Origin of the sequence: Leifsonia virtsii (genome assembly GCF_030433675.1) — a bacterium.
GTDB classification, from domain to species: domain Bacteria; phylum Actinomycetota; class Actinomycetes; order Actinomycetales; family Microbacteriaceae; genus Leifsonia; species Leifsonia virtsii.
This window is the reverse complement of the sequence record NZ_JAROCB010000002.1, coordinates 92,663-111,414: the sequence shown is the minus strand read 5'-3', so window position 1 is coordinate 111,414 and position 18,752 is coordinate 92,663. Positions and strand designations below refer to the sequence as shown.

Genomic DNA, 18,752 nt, shown 5'->3' with positions numbered 1-18,752 from the left:
TTGTCTTAGCTGATGAGAGCACCTTTCGGTGAGACAGGAGGCAGCACGATGCGCCGGATCCTCGTGGTGGGCGGCGGCTATGCCGGGTTCTACACGGCCTGGAACCTGGAGAAGAAGCTCAGGAGGGACGAGGCCGAGATCGTCGTCGTCGACCCGCGCCCGTACATGACCTACCAGCCGTTCCTGCCGGAGGTCGCGGCCGGCTCCATCGAGGCCAGGCACGCCGCCGTCGCGCTGCGCAGCCACCTGAAACGGGCCCGTCTCATCCACGCGTCCGTCACCCGCATCGACCACGCCTCGAAGACCGTCACCGTCGCCCCGGAGGACGGCGAGCCGTTCGACCTCGGCTACGACATTGTCGTGGTGACCGCGGGCGCCGTGACGCGCACGTTCCCGATCCCCGGGGTGAAGGAGCACGCGATCGGCATGAAGCATGTGGAGGAGGCGGTGGCGATCCGCGACCGCCTGCTGGACGCGTTCGACCGTGCCTCCGTGCTGCCTCCGGGACCGGAGCGCACGCGCGTGCTGACCGTCGCATTCGTCGGCGGCGGCTTCTCGGGCGTCGAAGGCTTCGGCGAGACGCTGTCGCTCGCGACCGCTCTGCTCCGGCAGTATCCCGAGTTGCGCTTCTCGGACCTGTCGTTCCACCTGATCGAGGCGCGCGACCGCATCCTGCCCGAGGTCACCGACGGACCGGGCCGCTGGGTCGTGCGGTCGCTGGAGCAGCGCGGCGCGCACATCCACCTGGACACCCAGCTGGTGTCGGCTGAGGGCGGCCATCTGGTGCTGTCGACAGGCGAGAAGTTCGACGCGCACACCATCGTCTGGACGGCCGGCAACGGCGCCAACCCGGTCGTCGCGCGCAACACCGACCTGCCGGTGACGTCCCGCGGCTCGGTGATGGTGCGGGCGGACCTGCGGGTGGGGACGCCGGAGGATGTCGTCCCGGACGCGTGGGCGGCCGGCGACGACGCCGCCGTGCCCGACCTGGCGTCGCCGATCGCGGGAGCGGTCACCGTGCCGAACGCACAGCACGCGGTCCGCCAGGGGCGCCTGCTGGCGAAGAACATCGTCGCGACGCTGCGCGGGCGCGAGCCGAAGGACTACGTGCACCACAGCCTCGGCGTGGTCGCGACCCTCGGGCTCGGCAAGGGCATCTTCCAGTGGAAGGGCATCGTCATCACCGGGTTCCTCGCGTGGGTGATGCATCGCGGCTACCACGTGCTCGCCATCCCGACGTGGGAGCGGAAGGTGCGGGTGCTGCTGGTGTGGGCGACCGCCGTGCTCTTCGGACGCGACATCGTGTCGCTGCTGTCGGTGCAGCATCCGCGGCGCGCGTTCGTCGGCGGGGAGGCGCCGCGGGCGATGCACAAGGCGGTGCCCGAGGCGCAGCGCGAGCCGGCCGGGAGCGTGCGATGAGCGTCGACCGGAGGCCGCGGCCCTCGTTCACCGCGCGCGCCTCGCGCCTGCTCGCGAACACGGCGGCCGGCCGGCGCGCGGCGGCCCTGACCGCCGAGCTGCGGACGCGACGTGTGCCGCTGCACTGGACGAACCTGTTCGGCGTGGTCGCGCTCGCCTCCGTCGTCGTACTGTTCGCCACCGGGTTCCTGCTGATGTTCTGGTACACGCCATCGGGGACGCGGGTCGTCTACGACGGCCCGTATCTGCCGCTCGCCGGAGCGGAGATGTCGAAGGCGCTGCGGTCGACGCTCGCGATCTCGTTCGAGGTGCCCGGCGGTCTGCTCCTCCGGCAGGCGCACCACTGGGCGGGGCTGCTGCTGCCCGCGGCGCTGCTCCTGCAGCTGGCGGTCACCTTCTTCACCGGCGCGTTCCGCCGTCCGCGCCGGCTGTCGTGGCTGCTGCTTTTCGGGCTCGGCCTGACGGCGCTGCTCGGCGGCTGGAGCGGGTACGCCCTCCCCGACGACATGCTCTCGGGCACGGGCCTGCGGATCGTGGAGGGCATCGTCCTCGGCATCCCGGTGGTCGGGACCTGGCTGTCGGCGCTGCTGTTCGGCGGCGAGTTCCCCGGCCGGATCATCGAGAACCTGTACCCGATCCACGTCGCGGTCGTGCCGGTGCTGCTCGTGCTGCTGCTCGCCGCGCGCTGGCGGAGCGCCTACGTGAACCGGCCGGCGCAGTTCGCCGGCCCCGGGCGGACCGAGGAACGCATCGTCGGCGTGCCCGTGCTGCCGAACCTGGCCGCGCGGGCAGGCGGCCTGTTCGCCATCGTGACGGCGGCCATCCTGCTCGTCGGCGCGACGGTGACGATCAGCCCGGTCTGGCTGTACGGTCCGTCGTCGCCCGGCGACGCCTCCGCCGGCAGCCAGCCGGACTGGTACACCGGGTTCCTCGACGGCGCGCTGCGGCTCATCCCGCCGGGGTGGGAGGTGGAATGGCTGGGGCGCACCTGGACGCTCGCCGTCCTCGTCCCGCTGGCCGTCGTCGGCCTGTTCCTGCTCGCTGTCGCGGTCTACCCGTTCGTCGAGGAGTGGATCACCGGCGACCACCGCGACCACCACCTGCTCGACCGGCCGAGGAACGAGCCGACCCGGACCGGCATCGGCGTGGCCGGGCTCCTCTTCTACGGCGTGCTCTGGGGAGCGGCCAGCGCCGACCTCGTCGCCACGCACTTCCACGTGGCCGTCGAGTCGGTCGTCGCCGCCTACCAGGTGCTCGCCGTCGCCGGTCCCCCGCTCGCGTTCTGGGTGACCCGCCGGGTCTGCCTCGCGCTGCGGAAGCGCGACCGCGACATCCTGCTGCACGGCTACGAGACGGGCCGGATCGTGCGGCTGCCCGGCGGCGAGTACGTCGAGCTGCATGCCCGGGTGGATACGGACGAGCAGGTCAGGCTCGCGGGCCCTGCCGCCGCGCATCCCGCTGACGCCCGGCCCGATCAGGACGGCCGGCTGCGGCTCTCCGAACGGCTGAGGGCGGCGCTGTCGAGGGTGTACTTCGAGGACCGGCTGGAGCCGGTGCCGCCCGGGGAGCAGCGGGAGGAACACGACGGCCAGGTCGGCGGAGGGCGGACGGATGAGGCGATCGCGCAGGAGCGGGCGGGCGCGGCGTGAGGCGGAGACGGGTCCGCTCGCGGCGCTGGTCGCCGCGTTCCGCGACGCGTACCTCTCCGGCGACCCGGTCCGCCTGGGGCTCCTGCTGGCGCCCCAGGTGCAGGTCGTCGTGGACTCCGGTGGCGTCGCCGGCCGCGCGCACGGCCCGGCCGACGGCGTCACCGCGGCGCTGACGCTCCTCGCGGTCACGCTCGGCGCACCGGACGGCCTGCGCCTCGACGCGTGCTCGGTCAACGGCCGCCCCGGCCTGCGGGCCTCGCGAGCAGGCGTCCCCGTCGCGGTGATCGCCCTCGATGGCCGCACGTGCGTCGACCGTGCCTGGCTGGTCACCAACCCCGACAAGCTCCGCCACTGGTGACCGCGGCGCGCGATTCGTCACGAACGGCGGGGATTCGTCACGAATCGCGTCGATTCGTGACGAGTCGCGACGGCCGTCAGGCGATGCCGCCGCCGTCGACCACGAGCGCCGAGCCCGTGACGTAGGAGGACTCGTCGCTCGCAAGCCAGACGACGGCCGCCGCGATCTCGGTCGGCTGCCCCATCCGGCGCAGCGGTCGGTCTGCGGCCTCCGCGAGGAACGACCCGGTCTCCTGACCGAGCTGCCGGGCTTCGTCGCGCAGCATGCCCGTGTCCACATCCCCCGGGTTCACCGAGTTCACGCGGATGCCCTGCGGCCCGTGGTCGATCGCCAGCGCCCTGGTCATGTTCACGACCGCGCCCTTCGACGCGCAGTACGAGATGGCCTGGCCGCCGCCCTTGAGGCCCCAGCCGCTGCCCGTGTTGATGATGGATCCGGCGCCCGCCTCGGCCATGACCGGCACCACGTGCTTGCACATGAGGAAGATGCCGCGCACGTTCACGCCGAACACGCGGTCCCACTCCTCGACTGTCGTCTCCACCGCGGTCGTGCGCCGGATGATGCCCGCGTTGTTGAAGGCGACGTCGATGCCGCCGAACGCCTCGACTGTTGCGGCGACGGCCGCCTGGACGTCCGGCTCGGACGACACGTCGGCCGCGATGGCGATCGCCTCGCCGCCGGCCGCGCGGATCTCGTCGGCGACGGCCTCCGCCGCCTCCTGCTGCAGGTCGACGACGGCGACGCGCGCGCCCTCGGCGGCGAAGGCGAGAGAGGTGGCACGGCCGATGCCGCCGGCCCCTCCCGTGACGATGGCGGTTCTGCCGGCTAGACGCATTCGGATGCTCCTTCTCTGGGGGCCGCCGCGGTGGCGACGGCAGTGACAGGGTAGATGCTCGACGTCGCGGGACCGGTGACCACGGTCACGTGGCCGGCCAGCCGCGCGTCGAGCGCAGGGTCGCCGGTGTCGACCAGCAGGGGCCGGCCGGCGAGGTCGATGAGCTTCTGCTCGGTGGCGACGACGAGCAGGGGATGCTCGCCCAGCGCCGCGAGCACGCGCGCGGAGAGCTGCTGGTTGCCGCGGCCGAGCAGGAAGCCCTGGCCGCCGATCACGGTCACGACCGCCCGAGCCGGACGGGCGACCACGGCGTCGTACGCCTGCTGCTCGGTGACGTCGCGCGCGAGCAGGCGGCCGTCCTGGACGACGTCCACGCCGAGCGGAGTGGTGTCGAGTCCGAGGAGGCGGCCGAGCGCGCGCGTCGTGCCGCCCGGACCGAGGAGGTAGCGGACGCCCGGCTCCATGCGCGCGGCAGCGCCTGCGGCGGCGCGCTGGACGGCCTCGCCTTCGGTCGCGGGCGTCGCCGCCTTGCGGGCCTGCGTGCGTCCGGCGGCGACCGGGACGGGCACGATGGCGAAGAGCCGCGGGTCGGGCCGACCCGCGCGCAGCAGCGACTCGTCGAGGTCGAGCACCTCGGCGTCCGCCGTCGGCACCGGCCGGCCGGACATCCACTCGGCGGCGAGCGCACCGGCCGCGGCGGCCCCGACGGCGAAGCAGGCCGAGTACATCTTGACGCCCGCCGGGATGCCGAGCACCGGTGTGCCCGACGGCACGCCGCGCGCGACGTCGCGTGCCGTGCCGTCGCCGCCCGCGAACAGCACGAGCGAGGCGCCCGCGGCACGCACCGCGGCCGCGGCCCGTGCAGTGTCGTCCGGGGTGGACGGCTGCGAGGGCCGGTGGACGACGCGCGGTGTGAGCCCGGCGGCGAGCACCGCGTCCTCTCCCATCGCCCCGGCGGCGGTGAGCACGGCGGCGCCGGGATGCGCTGCCGCGACCACCAGCAGCGCCTCGGCCGCGCGCTGTCCCGACCGCGGACGGGAACCGCGCCGCAGCGCCTCCCGCTGCACGTCCGCCCCGTCGCTCCCGGCGAGGCCGGCGGGGCCGCCGACGCCCGCGAACGGGTTCACGACGAGACCGAGCGTCACCGGGTCACGCCGCTTCCTCATCGGAGGCCGACGCCGACGCGACGCCGGACGCTGCACTCTCGCCGAAGTACTTCCGCCGGTACGCGCGCCACGTCACCGCCCAGCGCTCCGGGTCGTCGAGGTCGTCGTGGTGGGTGTGGTGCACAGTCTGGTTGTGCGGTGCGGTGCGGACGACCTCCGGGGTCTCCCGCGCCTCGCGCGCCACCTCGGCCAGCACGTCGGCGTACTCGTCCAGTTCGGCCTTGGAGTAGGACTCCGTCGGCTCCAGCGTGAACGGCTGCGGCACCACGTACGGGTGGTGGCTGGTCCAGTAGTGCATCCCGAAGTCCGCGGCGCGGACACCGATCTCCTCCGAGCTGATGCCGGTCTCCTCGAACAGCTGCTGCCACGAGTAGCGCACCTGCTCGATCCGGCGGCGACCCGTCGCGTACGGGGCGCTCGCTCCGGGGATGGAGAGGATGCGCTTCATCAGGTAGTTGTTGTTCAGCACCGCGGTCTCCGCCACCGCGCGCAGGCCAGGGGCGCCGAGGGCCCGGATCCACGCGTACGTGCGGACGATGTTCGGCACCACGCCGTAGAACGGCGCGACCGAGCCGATCGACTGCGGCCGGTCGGCGTCGAGCACGAAGCGGTCGCCGACCTTCTCGACCACGGGGCCGGGCAGGAACGGCACCAGCGCCTCCGACACCGCGTTCGCCCCGGAGCCGGGGCCGCCGCAGCCGTGCGGCGTACCGAACGTCTTGTGCAGGTTGAAGTGGCAGACGTCGAACCCGGCGTCGCGCGCCCGGGTGATGCCGAGGATGCCGTTAGCGTTCGCCTGGTCGTACGACGCCAGAGCGCCGACGGCGTGCGCGGCCTCCACCCACTCGCGGATGCGCGGGTTGTAGATGCCGGTGTCCTCCGGGTTGGTGACCATGATCGCCGCGGTGCGCGGCGACAGGGCGGCGCGCAGCGCATCCAGGTCGGGGTAGCCGTCGGCGTCGGGGAAGATCGTGATGACCTTGTAGCCGGCCATCTTCGCGGCGGCGGCGTTCGACGGGTGCGAGAAGATCGTGGTGATCACCTCGTCGCGCTGCTCGCCCTCCCCGCGGGACGCATGGTAGGCGCGGATCATGGAGATGTTGGCCCAGATCGCCTCCGACCCCCCGCCGGTCTGCAGGGAGACCCGGCTCATGCCGGAGATCTCGGCGAGCATCCGCTCGGTGCGCCAGATGATCTCCAGCACGCCCTGTGCAGAGTCCTGATCCTGCAGCGGGTGCAGCTCCGAGAGGTCCGGGGTACGCACGATCGTCTCGTTCACCTTCGGGGCGTACTTCATGGTGCACGTGCCCTGGCCGACGTCGACATTCAGGTCGGCGCCGAGATTCTCCTGGCTGAGGCGCAGGTAGTGCTTGAGCACACGCATCTGGCCGACCTCGGGCAGAGCCGGCGGGGCCTCGCGACGGAGGGTGCCGGGCAGCGCGGCGACGACGTCGCCGACCAGGGCGCGCACCCCCTCCTCCGCACGCGACGGCAGCACGCCACGCTCGCCGGGGGTGTGCAGCTCGAACACGATCGGCTCGTCCCACCGTGCCTGGTGGAACCGCCGGAGGGCGGGCTTCTCAGCGATCGGCAGGCTCACGCGGTCTTCTCCTTCTCAGCGTTCGCGAGCGCGGCGGCGAACGCCGCGGCGAGGTCGTCGATGTCGGTCTGGGTGTTCTGCTCGGTGACGCACACGAGCAGACGGTGGTCGTCGAGCGCGAGCCCGGGCTCGAAGCCGTCGAGGCGCAACGCCGTCACGAGCGCCGGAGCGGTGAGGGAGGCGGCCGACAGGTCGAGCACGAACTCCCGGATGTGCACGGCGCCGTCGGCGTCGGCCACGCCCGGCAGCGCGGTGAGCGTGCGCCGCGCGTACTCGGTGCGCGCGAGCAGCGTCTCCCCCAGCTCGGCCATGCCCTGCGGGCCCATCAGCGCGAGGTAGACGCCGGCGGCGATACCCCACAGCGCTGCCGCGGTGCCCACCCACTCCTTGCCCTCCTCGCGCAGCGCGAAGGAGGTGCGGTCGTAGGCGACGTCGCCGAAGCCGTACTCGCCGGGGACGTCCGTCGACGCGAGCCCGAACAGACGGGAGGGCAGCTCCATGACGAGCCGCGGGTCGTCGGCGACGGCGATGAAACCGGCGTGGGCGCCGCCGAACCACGGGTGCAGGCCGAGCGACTGGATGTCGCCGTGCACGATGTCCGCGCCGAGGTCCGCGGGCGACGCGATCACGCCGAGGGTGATCGGGTCGGTGCCGACGACGAGCAGGGCGCCTGCCCGGTGCGCGGCCTCCGCGAGCTGCGGGAGGCGGGTCTCGAGCGCGCCGTGGAAGCTCGGCGACTCGACCCAGACGGCCGCGGTTCGCTCTCCGATGTGCGCGAGCGCCGCGTCCACGTCCGCCTCCGCGCCGGCGCCGGGCACGACCGTCAGGTCGGCGATCGGGCGGAGGTAGTCGCGCACCTTCGACAGCTTGTCTGGGTGGACGTCGCTGACCAGGACGATGCCGCGCCGACCGGTGATGCGGGTCGCCATCGCGAGCGACGTCGCCGCAGCCTGATAGCCGTCGTAGGTCGGGACGTTGACGACGTCCAGGTTCAGCAGCTCGCCCATCAGCGACTGGTACTGGAACAGCGCCTGGAAGCGGCCGTGGTCCTCGTACGGCTCTCCCGCGTACGCGGTGAGGAACTCGCTGCGGTTGATGATCTCGTCCACCACGGCCGGAACCGCGTGCAGATAGGTGCCGGCGCCCAGGAACAGTCGCCCGGGGTCGACCGCGCGGTTGCGCCGCAGCAGACCGCCGACGTGGCGCACCAGCTCCTGCTCGGCGATCAGCGGCTCGGGCAGGTCGAGGTCGCGGCCGAGGCGCAGGTCGGCGGGGATGTCCGCGTAGAACTCGTCGACGCTCTCCGCGCCCACCGCTTCCAGCATCGCCTGCCGCGACGCCGGCGCCGTGTTCGGCACGTAGGGATGGATGAAGGGGTCGGTCATGCTTGCCTCTCGTTCGCGTGCTGTGCGGGATGCTCGATCACGGCCGCGCCGAACGAGCCGAGCGCCAGGCCCGCCCCGGCGTCCGCGCCGGTGACCAGGTCGATGCCGCCCGGGATGCGCGGGGCCGTCCGGGCCTCGCGGCCGTGGTTGAGCACGAAGGTGAAGTCGGTGGTGCCGTCGGTCCGGGTGACGACCTCGAGCGCGGTGTCCGGAACCCGGAGCGGGAGACCGGCGGCAGTGAGGACGGCGGAGAGCACGGCGCGCATCCCCTCTTCATCGAGACCGGCCGCGAGGTACCAGGCGGAGCCGGCGCCGTGGGCGCGGCGGGTGAGCGCAGGCATCCCGGCGAGGTCGCCATCGGCGAAGCGGGCGAGGATCTCGGTGCCGTCGTGCGGCTCGATCCACTCGCCCCAGACCCGGGTGGAGTGCACGCGCCCGGCGAGCTCGACCGTGCGGTGGCCGTCTGCGGGAAGCGGCCACCACTCGTCGACCTCGACGCCGAGCAGGTCGCGCAGCGGCCCCGGCGCGCCTCCCTCGTGCACCTGCTCGCGGTGGTCCACGACGCCGGAGAACGGCCCGACGACGAGCTGCCCGCCGCCCTCGACGAACGCGGCGAGCGCCTCGGCCTGCTCGACGGTCGCGGCGTACAGGTTGGGGACGAGCACCACGCGGTGGTCGCCGAAGGGCCCGCCCGCGCGCGCGACGTCGACCGGCTGGCCCAGGGCGAACGCGGCGGCGTGCCAGGCGCGGGCCTCGGTGAGCCAGTCGAGGCGCTGCGAGGGCATGGACTCGGTCTGGGTCACGCCCCACCAGGCGTCCCAGTCGGCGACCAGGGCGACGGACGAGCGCACCCGCGTCCCGCGCACGGGCTCGAGCTTCTTCAGCTCCGCGCCGAACGCCTTCGTCTCGCGGAAGGTGCGGCTGCGCTCCCCGCGGTGGCCGAGCATCGCCGAGTGGAACTTCTCCGGGCCGAACTTCGCCTGGCGCCACTGGAAGAACATCACGCCGTCGGAGCCGTGCGCGATCGCCTGCAGGCTGCCGAGACGCATCTGCCCCGGCGCCTTGGGGACGTTCACGTCGCGCCAGCTGACGGCGCTCGGCGCCTGCTCGAGGAGGAGCCAGGGCCTGCCGTCCTTGAGGCTGCGCATCAGCCCGTAGTTGAGCGCGGCCCCGACGTGCGCGGACGGGTCGGCCGGGTCGGGGTAGGCGTCGTCGGTGACGACGTCCTCCGCCGCGGCGAAGTCCCAGTAGTCGAGCTCCCGGAACAGGCTCATGAAGTTGGTGGTGACCGGGATTTCGGGCGTGACCTCGCGCAGCACCTCCACCTCCGCCTGGAAGAGCTCGAGCAGCGCGTCGGACGAGAAGCGCTCGAAGTCGACCAGCTGCGCCGGGTTGATCGGCCCCGTCGCGGTGCGCGGTGGCTCGATCTGCTCGAAGCCGAGGTAGTTCTGGCCCCAGCAGCTGGTGCCCCACGCTTCGTTGAGCCCCGCGATGTCGCCGTAGCGGCCCTCCAGCCAGCGGCGGAAGTGGCGGGCGGACTCCGGGCACCAGCAGCGCGCGACGTGGTCGCCGTACTCGTTGGACACATGCCACAGCGCGAGGGCGGGATGCTCGCCGTAGCGCTCCGCGAGCGCGCGGGTCAGGCGCAGCGCCGCCCCCCGGAACACCGGGGAGCTCGGGCAGTACGACTGCCGCGATCCGAACTCCAGTCGCACGCCGTCCGCGTTCCACGGCAGGACCTCGGGATGCTCACGCACGAGCCACGCCGGCGGCGTCGCCGTGGCGGTGGCCAGGTCGACCTTGATGCCGTTCTCCCAGAGCAGGTCGACGATGCGGTCGAGACCTCCGAAGTCCCACACACCGGGTTCCGGCTCGAGCAGGGGCCAGGAGAAGACCGGCAGTGTGACCAGGTTGACCCCCGCCTCCACCATGAGCCGCACATCCTCGGCCCAGACCGCCTCCGGCCACTGGTCGGGGTTGTAGTCGCCGCCGTAGGCGAGCGCGTCGAGCCGGATGCTGCGCGGCGCGGGGATCGTCATCGGTCTCCTCGGTGTCGGTCGTCGTGCGAACGTCGACGGTTGTCTTCAGACCCTGTCGACTGTATTCTGTATACAGTAACGCTATGGCGTTCGCCAGCCGGGGTCAACCCCTAAGCTGGCCAAGCGCGGTCCGGCTGGAGGGGTTTCCGATATGGCGATTGAGCGCAAGAACCTGCGTTCCCAGGTGCGCGAAGAGCTGATCGCGCGCATGCGCGCAGGCGCGGTGCGGCCGGGCGAGAGCATCAACGAGGTGCAGCTCGCGGCCGAGCTCGGCGTCAGCCGCACGCCGCTCCGCGAGGCCCTCATCGCCCTCGAGAGCGAAGGCCAGATCGAGAGCGAGAACGGCAAGGGCTTCCGCTTCGTGCCCCTCAGCGCGCAGGAGTTCGAGGAGCTCTGCCCGATCATCGTCACCCTCGAAGGCCTGGCGCTCGACCTCACCCCCGTCGACGAGCTCGCCGCCCTCGGCGAGCGCCTCGCATCGCTGGCCGCCGCCTTCACCGACGACCTGGCCGAGCACGCGGTCGTCAACCGCAAGGACGACGAGTGGCACAACCTCATGCTGAGCGCGTGCCCCAACCACACGCTTCTGGAGCAGATCACCCAGGTGCGCAGCGCCATCCACCGCTACGAGTCGCTGCTGGTCGGCGACGACGTGCTGGTGGAGCGCTCGGCCGAGGAGCACTCGGCCATCGCCGAGCACCTCATCCACCGCGACGTGCCGGCCGCGAAGGCCGCCCTCGCGGCGAACTGGACCAACGGCATGCGCCGCCTCCTCGCCGACGCCGGCATCAAGTGGGAGCGCTTGAGCTAGCACCCGTCGGTCAGGCCGAGGCCCGCACGGCGAGGTCGACGAAGAGGGCGGCGGACCAGCCGAACGCGGTCGTCGCGGTTCGCGCCTTTCGGCCGGTCGTCGGCGTGAAGTACTCGTGCGGACCGCCGGCGTGGATGACGAGGCGCAGCGTCTGCTCGACGAGCTCGCGCGCTCGGGCCGGCTGACCGGAGACGGCGAGACCCTCGGCGAGCAGCGCGTTGACGTTCACCCACACCGGGCCGCGCCACATCCGCTCCTCCGAGAAGGACGGGTCACGGCGCGCGACCGTCGGGACGGCCCACGGGGTGGCGAAGCGGTCGGGGTCGTCGAGTGCGGCGAGGATGCCGGCGACGTACCGGCCCGGAAGCCTCCCGGTCAGCAGCGGGAGCAGCGAGACAGCCGTCTCCGCATCCACCGGCACGCCGGCGCCGGAGGACCGGAAGTACCCCGCCTCCTCGTCCCACATCCGCTCCAGCAGCTCCAGAGTGCGGGCGGACCGGGCCGCGTGCCGTGCCGCCGCGTCCTCGTCGCCGATCTCCCTGGCGCGGGCCGCGAGGAGGTCGTCCTGCAGGATCAGGTATGCGGCCAGGTCCGGCGACGCGACCGGCAGCTCTGCGTCGAAGACGGGGCTGTCGTCGAGGCCCGACGAGTACGGGTGGCCGTACTCGGGCATCCCGTCGCCGTCGAGATCCGAGTGGGCGAACCACCACTCCTGGCTGCGCGCGACCGTCTTCCACGCCGCGTCGAACCAGGCGGGGTCGTCCACCAGGCCCTCCAGCCGACGCAGCGCCCAGGCGGCGAGCGGCGGTTTGGTGAGCGGGATGGGCGCGGACGGGTCGGCGATGGCGGAGCCCGCCCGGCGCAGGTTCTCGCGGTCGCCCGGCGGGAGGTCGTCGCTCGAGGCCAGCACGCCCTCGTCGTGCACGACGTCCGGAAGCTGCCCGTCGGCGGTCGGGAAGGCGAAGGCGAGCTCCAGCTGTTCCCGCGCCAGCTCCGGGTCCCCGTGGCGCAGGCCCGCGGCGATGAAGTACGCATCCCACTGCCAGAGACCGACGTACCCGATCTTCGACGGCACGACGGCGCGGGCGCCACGGCCGGGCAGCGAGACGATGTTGGCGCCGAGCACCCACCAGCAGAAGGCGGTCATGTCGGCGAGGTCGTCGCGCACCACGGGGGTGCGGGCGAACCACTCGTCCCAGACCCGGGCCGTCTCCGCCAGGGCAGAACCGTGCTCCGCGGCCGGGATGCGGGTGACGCCGTCCGGGGAGAGACGCACCGCACCGTCGGCCGACGACACGCGCACCGGGGGCCCGTCGACGGGTTCGACCTCCGCCTCCCAGTCCCCCTCTCCGCCCAGCGTCAGCGCATCGGGCCCGTCGAAGGTCAGCGCGACGCCCGCGGCGCCGAACTCGATGCGGTCCGGACGGACGACCGAGACCGGCGCGAGCGAACCGTCGGCCCCGCGGACCCGCAGCGCGCGCACGACCACGCACTCGTCGAGGGGGCGCTCGTACTCGGCGCGACGCACGGTCAGCGCGTCGCCGTCGCGGAGCACGAGGATGCGCGAGCCCGGCAGCGTGAAGGGCGCGGCCACGAGGTCCAGGAAGCGCGAGACCCGCGACGCCGGCGACCGGCCGCTCACCGGCCGCCCAGCCCGGACGCCGCCATGCTGCCGATGATGCGGCGCTGGCCGATCACGAAGGCGATGAGCATCGGGATGGTCGCGATCGCCGACGCCGCCATAATCAGCCCGTAGTTCACCGACCCGAACTGGCCGCGGAAGCTCTGCAGCAGCAGCGGCACGGTGAACAGCTCCTGCGAGTTGAGGATGACGAGCGGCAGGAGGAAGTTGTTCCAGGTGCTGAGCGCGACGATGATCGCGAGCGCACCGAGACCCGGACGGAGGTTCGGCAGGATGACGCTCCAGAAGATCCGCCAGCGACCGGCGCCGTCGACGATCGCCGCCTCCTCCAGCTCCTTCGGCAGCGACAGCACGAACTGGCGCATCAGGAACACCGCGAACGGGTTCGCGAGCGCCGCCGGCACGATCAGCGCCAGGTGGGAGTCGACCCATCCCAGTCTCGCCATCAGGAAGTAGAAGGGGATGAGGGTCACCTGCATCGGGATCATCTGCGTCGCCAGGAACAGGACGAAGAGCACCCTGCTGCCGCGGAACGGGATGCGCGCGAACGCGTACCCGGCCATCGCGGCCGTCACGAGCGTGCCGACGACGACGAGTACGGCGATGTAGATGGTGTTCCAGTACGCGTTGCCGAACGGGACGTCGTTCCAGGCGTCCGCATAGTTCTGCAGCGTGAACGGCTGCGGCCACAGCGAGAGCGGGTCGTTCAGCAGCTGGGGCAGCGTCTTGAACGAGGTCAGCAGCATCCAGAGGAAGGGGAAGACCATCAGGATGCCGCCGGCGAGCAGCGCCAGGTGCAGGATCGTCGTGCGCACGCGGGTCGTGCCGCGACCGGTGCGCGGCGGACGAACGGGTGCGGCTGCTCCTGCCGGGCCAGGTGCTGTGCGGGAGGGAGCGGGGGCGGCGGTCATGCTGCACCATCCTCGTAGTGGACGAACTTCTTCTGGGCGGCGAACTGGATGCCGGTGATGACCAGCGTGATGATCAGCAGGATGATCGAGGCCGCGCTCGCCGGCCCGAACTGGAACTTCCCGAAGCCGAGATCGTAGATGTGGTAGACGATCGTGCGGGTGGCGTTGTCCGGTCCCGCGTTCGCCGTGAGGATGAAGACGGTGTCGAAGGTCTGCAGCGAGCTGATGAACGCGATGACCGTCGAGAAGAAGATGATCGGCGACAGCAGCGGCAGCCGCACCCGGAAGAACAGGGTGAACGCCCCGGCGCCGTCGAGCCGCGCCGCCTCGATGACCGACGGCGAGATGTTCTGCAGGCCCGCGAGGAAGATGATGACGTTCAGGCCGACCGACGACCAGATGGTCACGATGCAGACGGCGATCAGCGCCAGATGCGGGTCGCCCAGCCAGTCCGGCGGCGCGATGTGGAAGACGTTCGCGATGAAGCCGCTGAGCACGCCGTCCTTGCGGAGGAGCTGCTGCCAGATCATGGCGACGGCGACGGAGGAGGTCACGACCGGCGCGAAGAAGAGGACGAGGTACAGCGTCCGCGTCTTCAGCCGCTCGAGCGCGACCGCCAGCACGACGGCGAGGCCGAGGCCGACCGGGACGGTGATCAGCGCGATCAGCAGGGTGTTGACGATCGAGCGTCCGAAGAGCGGGTCGGAGAGCTCTGTGCGGAAATTGTCGAAGCCGATCCAGCTCAGATCGTTGAGGCCGTCCCACTTCGCGAACGCCAGCACCAGGCTGGCGATGAACGGCACGACGACGAACAGCGTCATGCCGAGCAGCTGCGGTCCGACGAAGACGTAGCCCCAGCGGCGGTCGCGACGCCGCCAGGCGGACTCCTTGCGGAGCCCGCCCGGCGGCGCGGGGACGACCTCGGCCTCAGCGGCGACGGTTGCTTCCCCTAGTGCAGTCACGCGTGCCGCCTCACTTGCCGCCGGTCTTGTCGGCGATCATCTTGGCGACCTCGTCGAGCGTCTCCTTCGTGGACGCCTTGCCCTGGTAGAGCGCGAGCATCTTGTCGCTGATGTCGCTCGACAGACCGGGGACGGCCGCCTCGCTGGCGTAGTCCTCGAAGCCGATGTCGCGCATCTCCAGCAGCGTCTTGGCGTGCTCCGGGTAGCCGTCGAGCACCACCTTGTCGGCGCCCTTGATCGACGGCACGGCGTTGCCGCCGCCCTGCAGTCGCTGGGTCTGGCCCTCGGCGGAGAGGAAGTTCGTCCAGAACGTGAACGCGGCGTCCTTGTTCTTCGTCTTGGCGTTGATGGCGAGGTAGCTCACCGCGACACCGGTCGGCGCCGCCTTGCCCGACGGCGTCGGCCACGGGGCCACGTCGTAGTTCTCGGGGTCGCCGGCGGCCTTGACGGTGCCGATCGTGTAGCGGCCCTGGACGAAGAAGCCCGCCTTGTGCGTGACGAAGACGCTGTCCGCGCCTGCGCCCTCCGGGAGGGTGTCGGCGACGACGAAAGTGCCGTTCTGGAAGTTCTTGGCCAGCACATCCATCGCCTTGACGCTCGTCTGGTCGGTGTTCGCGACGAACGTGCCCGACTCGTCGAAGGCCTTCCCGCCCTGCGACGAGATCCAGCTGTAGTGGGTGCTCCAGTAGTTCCAGAACATGGAGCCGGTCAGGCCCGCCTTGTGCAGCTTCTCGTTCATGTCGAGGAAGGCGTCGGTCGTCCACTTGCCCTCGGCGGCGAGGGTCGCGGGGTCGTCGGTGACCCCGGCCTTCTTCAGCGCCGCCTTGTCGTACCAGAGCGCGTCAGGGTTGGAGTCGTTGGGCGCCGCGTAGTACTCGTCGCCCTTTTTGGTGGCTCCGAACAGGCCCTGCGCGAAGTCGTCGGGCTTGGTCTTGCTCGCCGACGACTCCATGAGCGAGGTCAGCGGCAGCAGGGCCTTCGAGTTGACGAACTGGCCGATCTTGTCGTCGCCGATGTAGAACACGTCCGGTGCCGTGCCGGAGGCGAGCTGCGCGAGGAGCTTCGTGTGGTAATCCCCGTAGTCGGCGACCGGCTGGAGCACGACCTTGATGTCGGGATGCTCCTTCATGAACTTCTGGTCGAATTCCTTGTAGCGGGTGAGCTCCTCCGGGGTGCCCCAGGTGGACCAGACGACGGTCTTGGTGCCGGAACCGCCTCCCGAGCCGGAGCAGGCCGCCATGCTGAGCGCGAGTGCGGCGGCCGCCGTGATGGCCAGCGCCCTTCTCACCGTTGAGTCGACGCGAGACATGAGTACCTCGATCCTTGAAGTGTCTCTGCTGTGTGGGTGGGTCTGTATTCTGTATACAGTAGGCAGACGCAGAGCGCAACAGCCGGGCACCGATCGCGGTGGGGGGAGTGTCAGCCGAGCCCGTCGCGCCGCCGCGCGAGAGCCGCAGCCTCGGCCGTGTTCCCCGAGAGGGCGATCGCGCGGGCGTATGCCTCCCGCGCCTCCGCCGTCCGGCCGAGCCGGCGGAGCAGGTCGGCCCGCGTCGCATGGAACGCGTGGTAGCCGTCGAGGTCGGCCGAAAGCGCCTCCACCTCGGCCAGCGCGACCTCCGGGCCTTCGAGCTCCGCGACCGCGATGGCCCGGTTCAGCCGCACGACGGGCGACGGGTCGATGGAGGCCAGCCGGTCGTACAGGGACACGATCTGCGACCAGTCGGTGTCCGCCATCGTCGGCGCCGAGGTGTGCACCGCGCCGATCGCGGCGAGCACCTGGTAGCGGCCGGGACGCGCACCCGCCCTGGCCGCGGCCAGGCGCTCCCGCACCAGGGCATGGCCCTCCGCGATCATCTCCGCGTCCCAGGCGCCGCGATCCTGGTCGGCGAGCGCGACCAGTTCGCCGTCCGACGAGACGCGGCCGGTCCTGCGCGCCTCGGTGAGCAGCATCAGGGCGAGCAGGCCGGTCGTCTCGCCGTCGTCGGGCAGCAGCCCGTGCACCAGGCGGGTGAGCCGGATGGCCTCCTCCGTCAGCTCGCCGCGCACCGGGTCCGTGTCCGGCCCGCTCGCCAGGTAGCCCTCGTTGAACACGAGGTACAGCACCGCCAGCACGCCGGACAGGCGCGCGGGCAGGTCGTCGGCCGAGGGCACACGGTACGGGATGCGCGCCGCTGCGATCTTCGCCTTCGCGCGCGTGATCCGCCGGCCCATGGCGGCCTCCTGCACGAAGAACGCCCGCGCGATCTCCGCGACGGTCAGACCGGCGACCAGGCGCAGGGTCAGCGCCACCCGCGCGGGCATCGCGAGCGCCGGGTGGCAGCAGGTGAACACCAGCCGCAGCCGGTCGTCGTCGACCGCGCCGACCGGCTCCGCAGGCTCGTCGTCGAGCACCAGCAGCGCCTCCCTGTGCTTGTCCGCCCGCCTGCTCTCGCGGCGGAGGCGGTCGATCGCCTTGCGGTTCGCCGTCGTCGTCAGCCACGCGCCGGGGTTGGGCGGCACGCCGTCGACGCGCCACCGCTCCACGGCGACGGCGAACGCCTCGGCCGCCGACTCCTCCGCGATGTCCAGGTCGCCGAAGCGCCGGGCGAGGGAGGCCACCACCCTGGCCCACTCCTCGTGGTGCGCCCAGGTGATCGCCCTCTCGACCGCCTCCCGCATCACAGGAACGGACGCACCTCCACCTTGCGGTTGCAGGCGCGGGAGCCCTCGGTCGCCAGGGCGAGGGCGACGTCCAGGTCGGGGGCTTCGATGATCCAGAAGCCGGCGAGGAACTCCTTCGACTCGACGAACGGTCCGTCGGTGATGAGCGGCTCGTCGCCGCGGTTGTCGATCACGGTGGCAGTGTCGGGCATGCCGAGGCCGCCCGCGAACACCCAGTAGCCCTCGGTCTGCAGGCGGTCGTTGAAGACGTCGATCGCGGCCTGCTCCTCCGGGACGGCGAGGCTGGGCCGGTCGTGGATGACGGACAGCAGATACTGCATCGGTCGATCATCCCGCATCATCGTGCCGCCGGGTACTGCGGACGGCCGTTCGGACGGAACACCTGGATGGTGACGCCCTTGCTGTCGACGTGCGAGTCGAGCAGCTCCAGCGCGATGTCCGGGCCGTCCTGCGGGAACAACCGGGTGCCCTGGCCGAGGATGACCGGCACGACCAGCAGCTCGAGCTCGTCGACGAGCCCGTTCGCCAGCAGCCAGCGGACCAGGGCGCCGCTCCCGTGCACCTGCAGCTCGCCGCCCGGCTGCGCCTTGAGCTCTGCGACGGCCGTCGCGAGGTCGCCGGAGAGGACGGTCGTCCCCTCCCACCGCGGCGAGGTGAGCGTCGTCGACGCGACGTACTTGGGGCGGGTGTTGAGGGGACGCCAGACGGACTCCCACCCGCGGACCTGGTCCGCGTCCCACGACCCCCACGAGCCGGCGAACACGTCGTAGGTGTGCCGGCCGAAGAGGAAGGCGTCGGCGCGCTCGTAGGTCTCGTTGATGTGGGCATGTGTGGATGCGTCGCCCAGCCCGAGCGCCCACCCGCCGCGGTCGAACCCGCTCCTGCGGTCCTCCTCCGTGGCTCCGCCGTTGCCCTGCATGACGCCGTCCAGCGTGACCTGGGTGACCGTCCTGAGCTTCATGTCGTCGTCCTCTCGTCGTGAGCCGCCCCGTCCGGGCGACCTCTCACCCCTGCTACGAACGCGACCGTTCCGATCCGACACCGTGGACGAAAAAAATCCGCGGCGAGTGGCGACACCTTGTCACCACTCGCCGCGGATAGGCACGATTAGTCACGAATCGAGCCCGGGGACGTCACTTCTTGAAGATGTCCTTGACGTCCTCGCCCAGGTTCTTGGTCTTGGCGGCGGCCTGGTCGGCCTTGCCCTCCGCGACCTTCTGGTCGTCGTCGGTCAGCTTGCCGATGGCCTCCTCGGCCTTGCCCTTCAGCTCCTGGGCGGTGTTCTTGATCTTGTCGGCAGCGCTCATGGCTGTC

Annotated in this window: 17 protein-coding genes; 4 read left to right on the top strand and 13 right to left on the bottom strand. The window is 71.7% G+C overall.

All coding sequences use genetic code 11. The annotated features are described in order from the left end of the window. Positions 1-48 precede the first annotated feature (48 nt). Genes P5G59_RS06510 through P5G59_RS06500 form a run of 3 tightly spaced genes read left to right on the top strand, consistent with a single transcriptional unit; the run spans position 49 to position 3,426 of the window. A complete protein-coding gene (locus P5G59_RS06510; protein ID WP_301218780.1) occupies positions 49-1,419 on the top strand; it encodes an NAD(P)/FAD-dependent oxidoreductase in 1,371 nt (456 codons plus the stop codon). After that, on the top strand, positions 1,416-3,068 hold the full coding sequence (gene qcrB, locus P5G59_RS06505) for a cytochrome bc1 complex cytochrome b subunit (protein WP_301217137.1): 1,653 nt from the start codon (positions 1,416-1,418) through the stop codon (positions 3,066-3,068). The genes P5G59_RS06510 and qcrB overlap by 4 nt, the downstream gene beginning before the upstream one ends. Next, the gene (locus P5G59_RS06500; RefSeq protein WP_301217136.1) at positions 3,031-3,426 is read left to right on the top strand and encodes a sigma-70 family RNA polymerase sigma factor family protein; all 396 of its coding nucleotides are present in this window, start codon (positions 3,031-3,033) and stop codon (positions 3,424-3,426) included. Before qcrB ends, P5G59_RS06500 begins: the two co-directional genes overlap by 38 nt. Positions 3,427-3,502: 76 nt before the next feature. On the opposite strand, the gene P5G59_RS06495 is transcribed toward P5G59_RS06500, so the two are convergent. From P5G59_RS06495 to P5G59_RS06475, 5 genes are read right to left on the bottom strand one after another with little or no spacing between them, the layout of a single operon-like run. Beyond that, positions 3,503-4,261: an SDR family NAD(P)-dependent oxidoreductase gene (locus P5G59_RS06495; protein WP_301217135.1), complete on the bottom strand. Its 759-nt coding sequence runs from the start codon at positions 4,259-4,261 to the stop codon at positions 3,503-3,505. After that, positions 4,252-5,427, bottom strand: coding sequence for an ATP-NAD kinase family protein (locus tag P5G59_RS06490; RefSeq protein ID WP_301217134.1), 1,176 nt, complete (start codon positions 5,425-5,427; stop codon positions 4,252-4,254). Before P5G59_RS06490 ends, P5G59_RS06495 begins: the two co-directional genes overlap by 10 nt. Beyond that, a complete protein-coding gene (gene gcvPB / locus P5G59_RS06485; protein ID WP_301217133.1) occupies positions 5,411-7,027 on the bottom strand; it encodes an aminomethyl-transferring glycine dehydrogenase subunit GcvPB in 1,617 nt (538 codons plus the stop codon). The genes P5G59_RS06490 and gcvPB overlap by 17 nt, the downstream gene beginning before the upstream one ends. Then, positions 7,024-8,412 carry an aminomethyl-transferring glycine dehydrogenase subunit GcvPA gene (gene gcvPA / locus P5G59_RS06480; RefSeq protein WP_301217132.1) on the bottom strand — a complete coding sequence of 463 codons (1,389 nt, stop codon included), beginning with the start codon at positions 8,410-8,412 and terminating at the stop codon, positions 7,024-7,026. Before gcvPA ends, gcvPB begins: the two co-directional genes overlap by 4 nt. Then, positions 8,409-10,451 (bottom strand): beta-galactosidase, encoded by a 2,043-nt coding sequence (locus tag P5G59_RS06475; RefSeq protein WP_301217131.1) that lies wholly within the window; start codon positions 10,449-10,451, stop codon positions 8,409-8,411. The genes gcvPA and P5G59_RS06475 overlap by 4 nt, the downstream gene beginning before the upstream one ends. Before the next feature lie 151 nt (positions 10,452-10,602). On the opposite strand from P5G59_RS06475, the gene P5G59_RS06470 reads away from it, so the two are divergent. Continuing rightward, positions 10,603-11,262, top strand: a complete 660-nt coding sequence (locus P5G59_RS06470) for a GntR family transcriptional regulator (protein ID WP_301217130.1) — start codon at positions 10,603-10,605, stop codon at positions 11,260-11,262. A gap of 10 nt (positions 11,263-11,272) precedes the next feature. Here the strand turns inward: P5G59_RS06470 and P5G59_RS06465 are convergent, their stop codons facing one another. The 8 genes from P5G59_RS06465 to P5G59_RS06430 form a co-directional block, all read right to left on the bottom strand. Continuing rightward, the gene (locus tag P5G59_RS06465) at positions 11,273-12,904 is read right to left on the bottom strand and encodes an amylo-alpha-1,6-glucosidase (protein WP_301217129.1); all 1,632 of its coding nucleotides are present in this window, start codon (positions 12,902-12,904) and stop codon (positions 11,273-11,275) included. Then, complete coding sequence (locus P5G59_RS06460) at positions 12,901-13,815, bottom strand: carbohydrate ABC transporter permease (protein WP_301217128.1); 915 nt, start codon at positions 13,813-13,815, stop codon at positions 12,901-12,903. Before P5G59_RS06460 ends, P5G59_RS06465 begins: the two co-directional genes overlap by 4 nt. Then, a complete protein-coding gene (locus P5G59_RS06455) occupies positions 13,812-14,777 on the bottom strand; it encodes a carbohydrate ABC transporter permease (protein WP_301217127.1) in 966 nt (321 codons plus the stop codon). Before P5G59_RS06455 ends, P5G59_RS06460 begins: the two co-directional genes overlap by 4 nt. A gap of 10 nt (positions 14,778-14,787) precedes the next feature. Continuing rightward, positions 14,788-16,086: an ABC transporter substrate-binding protein gene (locus P5G59_RS06450; protein WP_301217126.1), complete on the bottom strand. Its 1,299-nt coding sequence runs from the start codon at positions 16,084-16,086 to the stop codon at positions 14,788-14,790. A gap of 110 nt (positions 16,087-16,196) precedes the next feature. Continuing rightward, entirely contained in the window at positions 16,197-17,435 is a 1,239-nt protein-coding gene (locus P5G59_RS06445; protein ID WP_301217125.1) for an RNA polymerase sigma factor, read from the bottom strand. After that, complete coding sequence (locus P5G59_RS06440; RefSeq protein WP_301217124.1) at positions 17,435-17,758, bottom strand: YciI family protein; 324 nt, start codon at positions 17,756-17,758, stop codon at positions 17,435-17,437. The genes P5G59_RS06445 and P5G59_RS06440 overlap by 1 nt, the downstream gene beginning before the upstream one ends. A gap of 17 nt (positions 17,759-17,775) precedes the next feature. Beyond that, on the bottom strand, positions 17,776-18,399 hold the full coding sequence (locus tag P5G59_RS06435; protein WP_301217123.1) for a dihydrofolate reductase family protein: 624 nt from the start codon (positions 18,397-18,399) through the stop codon (positions 17,776-17,778). 172 nt (positions 18,400-18,571) lie between these two features. Then, positions 18,572-18,745: a CsbD family protein gene (locus tag P5G59_RS06430; RefSeq protein ID WP_175336944.1), complete on the bottom strand. Its 174-nt coding sequence runs from the start codon at positions 18,743-18,745 to the stop codon at positions 18,572-18,574. Positions 18,746-18,752: the final 7 nt, after the last annotated feature.

Coding starts and splice junctions, on each gene's coding strand:
- P5G59_RS06475 (WP_301217131.1), bottom strand. CDS start 10,451: ATGACGATCCCCGCGCCGCGCAGCATCCGGCTCGACGCGCTCGCCTAC.
- P5G59_RS06460 (WP_301217128.1), bottom strand. CDS start 13,815: ATGACCGCCGCCCCCGCTCCCTCCCGCACAGCACCTGGCCCGGCAGGA.
- qcrB (WP_301217137.1), top strand. CDS start 1,416: ATGAGCGTCGACCGGAGGCCGCGGCCCTCGTTCACCGCGCGCGCCTCG.
- gcvPA (WP_301217132.1), bottom strand. CDS start 8,412: ATGACCGACCCCTTCATCCATCCCTACGTGCCGAACACGGCGCCGGCG.
- P5G59_RS06470 (WP_301217130.1), top strand. CDS start 10,603: ATGGCGATTGAGCGCAAGAACCTGCGTTCCCAGGTGCGCGAAGAGCTG.
- P5G59_RS06490 (WP_301217134.1), bottom strand. CDS start 5,427: ATGAGGAAGCGGCGTGACCCGGTGACGCTCGGTCTCGTCGTGAACCCG.
- P5G59_RS06430 (WP_175336944.1), bottom strand. CDS start 18,745: ATGAGCGCTGCCGACAAGATCAAGAACACCGCCCAGGAGCTGAAGGGC.
- P5G59_RS06495 (WP_301217135.1), bottom strand. CDS start 4,261: ATGCGTCTAGCCGGCAGAACCGCCATCGTCACGGGAGGGGCCGGCGGC.
- P5G59_RS06500 (WP_301217136.1), top strand. CDS start 3,031: ATGAGGCGATCGCGCAGGAGCGGGCGGGCGCGGCGTGAGGCGGAGACG.
- P5G59_RS06450 (WP_301217126.1), bottom strand. CDS start 16,086: ATGTCTCGCGTCGACTCAACGGTGAGAAGGGCGCTGGCCATCACGGCG.
- P5G59_RS06440 (WP_301217124.1), bottom strand. CDS start 17,758: ATGCAGTATCTGCTGTCCGTCATCCACGACCGGCCCAGCCTCGCCGTC.
- P5G59_RS06445 (WP_301217125.1), bottom strand. CDS start 17,435: ATGCGGGAGGCGGTCGAGAGGGCGATCACCTGGGCGCACCACGAGGAG.
- P5G59_RS06510 (WP_301218780.1), top strand. CDS start 49: ATGCGCCGGATCCTCGTGGTGGGCGGCGGCTATGCCGGGTTCTACACG.
- P5G59_RS06435 (WP_301217123.1), bottom strand. CDS start 18,399: ATGAAGCTCAGGACGGTCACCCAGGTCACGCTGGACGGCGTCATGCAG.